This is a genomic window from Caloranaerobacter ferrireducens (assembly GCF_001730685.1).
Classification (GTDB): domain Bacteria; phylum Bacillota; class Clostridia; order Tissierellales; family Thermohalobacteraceae; genus Caloranaerobacter; species Caloranaerobacter ferrireducens.
The window spans coordinates 1-5,159 of the sequence record NZ_MDJR01000016.1; the positions used below are offsets into that span (position 1 = coordinate 1).

A 5,159-nucleotide genomic window follows, 5' to 3' on the forward strand; every position below is an offset into this window, starting at 1 on the left:
ACCTTGATTTGTTTAAATCGAAGATTTTGTTTTAATAATTATAGATAATTTTAATATCAAGGAACTCATCTATAATGGTTTTTTATATATATAAAAAAGACAGAAATAATATATTATAATCAAAATAAAATAAGTAAATTTAAAGGGGGTATAAAAGTGGCAGATTACAGAGAATTATGGGAATCATTAGGTATGGATTTAGAAAAGCATGATCAGTTATGTGCAGTGTTACCAGAGTTTTATGGTGATATTTATTTATCACAAGAAAATCGACCAGAAGGTATGAATTATTATAACTTTGTAGTTTCTGAAATTCATGGACTTAGGGTTCAAGAATTAGCAGAGCATAGAAAAAAAGGCGGAAAAGTTTTTGGAAGTTTTTGCATATTTGTACCAGATGAGTTAATTGTAGCAGCAGGTGCTATAGGAGTAGGATTATGTGGTGGTTCAGATTTTTGGATACCAGATGGAGAAAAAGTACTTCCAAGAAATATTTGTCCATTAATTAAAGCTTCAGTTGGAGCAAAACTAAGTGGTACATGTCCTTATTTTCAATCAGCAGATATATTAGTAGGAGAAACTACATGTGATGGTAAGAAAAAAGCATGGGAGATTCTTGGAGAGTATACGCCTATTCATGTTATGGATTTACCTCAAATGAAAAGAGAAAAGGATAAGATTCACTGGGGTGTTGAGTTGAAAATATTTAAAGATTTAGTTGAAAAGATGACAGGAAATGAAATAACTGAGGAAAAATTAAAAGAAGCGATAAAATTAATAAATGAAAAAAGAAGAGTTTTACAAAGATTATACAATACAAGAAAAAACAAAACCTTACCAATAAGCGGTAAAGACGCATTACTTATTACTCAGATTGCTTTTTATGATGATCCTAAGAGATTTATTGAAAAGACTTCAGAATTATGTGAGGAACTAGAAGATAGAATAGAAAAAGGAATAGGCGTATTTGAAGAAGATACACCAAGGATTTTAGTAACAGGAACTCCAATGGCTATTCCTAATTGGAAATTACATCACATAATAGAAACAAGCGGTGGAGCAGTAGTATGTGAAGAAACATGTACAGGAATCAGATATTTTGAAAACTTAGTTGAAGAAGCCGGAAATATAGAGAAGCAGATAGAAGCAATAGCAGACAGGTATTTAAGTATTAATTGTGCTTGTTTTACACCTAATGAAGGAAGAATAGAAGATATAATAAGACTTTATAAGGAATATAAAGCAGATGGAGTTGTATATTACAGTTTACCATTCTGCCATACTTATGCTATTGAATATAAGAAAATCAAAGATGCATTAGATAAGGAAGGAATTCCTATAATTATGGTTGAAAGTGATTATAGTCTACAGGACATAGGACAAATAAAAACAAGACTTGAGGCATTTTTCGAAATGATAAAGACATCAAAATAGAGATATTATTTATAATCCATAGGAAATTATATTCCATATTAAATTGTGGATAATTTTAAATATAATTTCCGTAATGGATATAGGCAAAATCTACCTTAATTTATTTTAAAAATTATTTTAATTGAAGATTTTGTTCCTAAAGAATAGGGTGATTAAATGGGAGGACAATTAAGCTGTTATATATTATTTCAGTCTCATACCGATGGATTAGCTTTAGAAAAGATTTTGAAATCTGAAAGGATTAAATATACTATTGTGCCAACCCCTAGAGAATTAAGTAAAAGCTGTGGTATAACTATAATGATTAATCCTGATGATGAAGAAAAGGTTAGGGAAATTCTAGATATTAATCCTGAAATAAAGGTTAACGGTATTCATACCATTGAAAGGAAAAGGAGAGGCTGGTTTTGATAAGAAGTTCGTTGGGATACTCAATAGGAATAGATGCAGGTTCAGTTGCAACAAAGGGAGTCCTTTTTAGAGGAGAATTAGTTAAAGAAGTTATTATACCTACGGGTTGGAGTCCTAGAAAAGCGTCAGAAGAAGTTTGTAAATTACTAATAGAAAAAGGGAATATAAAAAGAGAAGAAGTAAAAAAAATTATTGCAACAGGTTATGGGAGAGTTTCAATAGATTTTGCAGATAAGACAGTTACTGAAATAACATGTCATGCTAAAGGTGCATATTTTATAAATAATAGAGTGAGAACTATACTTGACATAGGCGGTCAAGACAGTAAAATAATTAGCTTAGATGAAAATGGAAATGTTTGTGACTTTTTTATGAATGACAAATGTGCAGCAGGTACAGGGAGATTTCTTCAGGTTATGATTAATTTACTTGGTTCAGAGATAAATGAGTTGGATAAATTAGCGGAAGAGGCAGAGCCAGAGAAAATATCAAGTATGTGTACCGTATTTGCAGAATCTGAAATTATTAGCCTTCTTGCCAAAGGTACTTCTAAAGAATCAATTGCAGCTGGAATTATAGAATCAATAGCAAATAGAGCAGTTTCTATGTTAAATAAAATAAAAATAGTTGATGAGGTAGCATTTACAGGTGGTGTTGCAAGAAGTCGTATATTAACCAAATCTATTGAGAAAAAAATAAAAAAATCAATTTATATTGCTCCCAATACACAAATCATAGGAGCTTTAGGAGCAGCTGTAATTGGATGGGAAATGTTAAATTTAAGAGGGGATTAATTCCCTCTTTTTTTATAATCCATAGGAAATTATATATCTTTATAAAAATGAAAAGATTTTAGTGAAGGTTGTTGCCAAAATGAAAGAAAAGTAATACAATATAATTAGATATTTAGATAATTATCTAAATATCTAATTTGATGAAAGAGGTGATAAAGTGAATAAAACATTTAAGGCTTTGGCTGACCCTACTAGAAGAAAAATTTTAGAGTTACTAAAAGAAAAGGACTTAACTGCTGGAGAAATTGCAGATTTTTTTAACATAAGTAAACCTTCTATTAGTCATCATTTGAATATTTTAAAAAATGTAGGATTAGTTTTAAGTGAAAAAGTTGGTCAAAATATATATTATTCTTTAAATACGACAGCATTTCAAGAGATTATGAAGTGGATATTTGATTTTATGGAAAGGAGAGATAATAATGAAGATAAATAAATGGATTTTATTGATACTTTTAATTTCATTTATAGCTACAATTTTTATATACAGCAGTTTACCAGATTCGATTCCTAGACATTGGAATATTAAAGGTGAAATTGATGCGTACGGTCATAAAAATATGGTTTTCTTTACTGCTTTATTGCCTATAGGTTTATATGTTTTAATGTTGTTAATACCTAAAATAGATCCTAAAAGAAAATCTTATTTAAAACACAAAAAAGCTTATGAGATTTTGGTAGTTATGATAATAATGTTTTTGGTAATTATTCATTGGATTTCAATATTTGTTGCATTAGGCAGTAGTATTAATGTTGGATTACTAATGAAGATTTTTATGGGATTGTTATTTATTATAATTGGTAATTATATGGGTCAAATAAGGCATAATTATTTCTTTGGTATAAGAACTCCTTGGACATTAGCAAATGAAACAGTTTGGAGGAAAACACATAGAGTTGGAGGGTATGGCTTTATAGCAGCAGGCATAGTTTTTCTTTTATCAACGTTTATAAATAATAATCTAGGATTTATTATACCAATGAGTACATTTATATTAGTAACTTTTAGTATTGTGATTTACTCATATATCGAATATACTAAGATTGTTAAATAAGGAGGGGAGAGCCCTTCCTTTTCTATTTATGTACTTTTGTGTTAGAATTTATTATATATGATTAAATAATTTTGGAGTGATATTTATGTATACTCTAAATGAAGTTAAGAAATTTTGTCTACATTGTAAAAAGTGCAGATTGCATAAAACCAGAACTAAATTGGTATTTGGAGAAGGAAATGAAAATGCAGATATAATGTTTGTGGGTGAAGGACCAGGATTTTATGAAGATAAAAGTGGGAGACCTTTTGTAGGAGCTGCTGGTAAATTATTAACTAAAATGTTAAATGCGATAAATATTAATAGAGGAGAAATTTATATTACTAATATAGTTAAGTGTAGACCACCGAATAATAGAAATCCATTGGAAGATGAAAGTAAAGTTTGTTTAGAATATTTAAGATGGCAAGTGAAAATTATAAAACCTAAAATAATAGTATGTTTAGGAGCAGTTTCTGCAAGAAATATTATAGATAAGAATTTTACAATAAGTAAAAATAGAGGTAAATGGATAAGAAAAGGTGATTTTTTTGTGATAGCAACATATCACCCAGCAGCTTTATTACGCGATGAAAGTAAGAAGAAAGCAGCATGGGATGATTTTAAAAGCATTAGAAATAAAGCTAAAGAATTAAATATTTTTTGATTGCAAGATTGAAAGAAAGGAGTAATAAAGTGAAACAGAAGAAACTGGATGATTTAAATAAAAAAATAAGACAGCAGTTTAATGATAAAGAATTAGTGTTTGGTGATGGAAGTGTAAATAGTTTAGTAATGTTAATTGGTGAAGCACCTGGAGCAAATGAAGTTAAGCAAAAAAAGCCTTTTGTTGGTCAGGCAGGTGGGCAGTTAAAAGAATTTCTAAGTATTTTGAAACTTAAAAGAGAAGATATATATATAACTAATGTAGTAAAGTTTAGACCAACAAGAATAAGTAAAAAAACAGGAAAATTAATAAATCGTGCTCCTAATAAAAGTGAAATAAATGCTTTTAAAGAATATTTGTTTGAAGAAATTGATATAATTAAACCTAAAATTATAATTCCTCTTGGAAATGTGCCACTTAAAGCAGTGATTGATAGTGAATTGCAGATAAGTAAAGAACATGGAAAAATGTTAGAAGCTAATATTAAGGGGAATATATATAAGATATATCCACTTTATCATCCAGCAGCAGTTATTTATCGTAGAGAGTTAAAAAAAGTTTATATAGAAGATTTAATAAAATTAAAAGATATAATACCGAAATAGCAAAAATTACCTATTGAAAAATGATAAAGAATTTGCTATATTATATTTTGCTGCTGAAGAAAGAGTAAGGCATATAATTTCCTATGAATTATAAAAAATAAAACCAAAAAAGTTCTTGACATGATAAAACAAATCTGCTATAGTATTAAGAGTCGGCGACAAAAGTCGACAGAGAAAAATGATTTTGGTCTTTGAAAACTGAACAGTGCGGAGA

The 5,159-nt window shown here is 28.8% G+C and carries 7 protein-coding genes; all 7 read left to right on the forward strand.

Annotated elements, in window-relative coordinates; translation table 11 throughout:
• Positions 1-156 precede the first annotated feature (156 nt).
• The 7 genes from BFN48_RS11905 to BFN48_RS11935 all read left to right on the forward strand — a co-directional run bounded on the left by BFN48_RS11905 (position 157) and on the right by BFN48_RS11935 (position 4,945).
• On the forward strand, positions 157-1,434 hold the full coding sequence (locus BFN48_RS11905; RefSeq protein ID WP_069651105.1) for a double-cubane-cluster-containing anaerobic reductase: 1,278 nt from the start codon (positions 157-159) through the stop codon (positions 1,432-1,434).
• Positions 1,435-1,590: 156 nt separating this feature from the next.
• Positions 1,591-1,845: a putative Se/S carrier protein gene (locus BFN48_RS11910; RefSeq protein ID WP_069651106.1), complete on the forward strand. Its 255-nt coding sequence runs from the start codon at positions 1,591-1,593 to the stop codon at positions 1,843-1,845.
• On the forward strand, positions 1,842-2,639 hold the full coding sequence (locus BFN48_RS11915; RefSeq protein ID WP_242863274.1) for an acyl-CoA dehydratase activase: 798 nt from the start codon (positions 1,842-1,844) through the stop codon (positions 2,637-2,639). Before BFN48_RS11910 ends, BFN48_RS11915 begins: the two co-directional genes overlap by 4 nt.
• A gap of 157 nt (positions 2,640-2,796) precedes the next feature.
• Positions 2,797-3,075, forward strand: a complete 279-nt coding sequence (locus BFN48_RS11920; protein WP_069651107.1) for an autorepressor SdpR family transcription factor — start codon at positions 2,797-2,799, stop codon at positions 3,073-3,075.
• Positions 3,062-3,694 carry an SdpI family protein gene (locus tag BFN48_RS11925; RefSeq protein ID WP_069651108.1) on the forward strand — a complete coding sequence of 211 codons (633 nt, stop codon included), beginning with the start codon at positions 3,062-3,064 and terminating at the stop codon, positions 3,692-3,694. Before BFN48_RS11920 ends, BFN48_RS11925 begins: the two co-directional genes overlap by 14 nt.
• 85 nt (positions 3,695-3,779) lie before the next feature.
• Complete coding sequence (locus tag BFN48_RS11930) at positions 3,780-4,340, forward strand: uracil-DNA glycosylase (protein ID WP_141706178.1); 561 nt, start codon at positions 3,780-3,782, stop codon at positions 4,338-4,340.
• A 29-nt stretch (positions 4,341-4,369) separates the two neighbouring features.
• On the forward strand, positions 4,370-4,945 hold the full coding sequence (locus tag BFN48_RS11935; RefSeq protein ID WP_069651109.1) for a uracil-DNA glycosylase: 576 nt from the start codon (positions 4,370-4,372) through the stop codon (positions 4,943-4,945).
• Positions 4,946-5,159 lie beyond the last annotated feature (214 nt).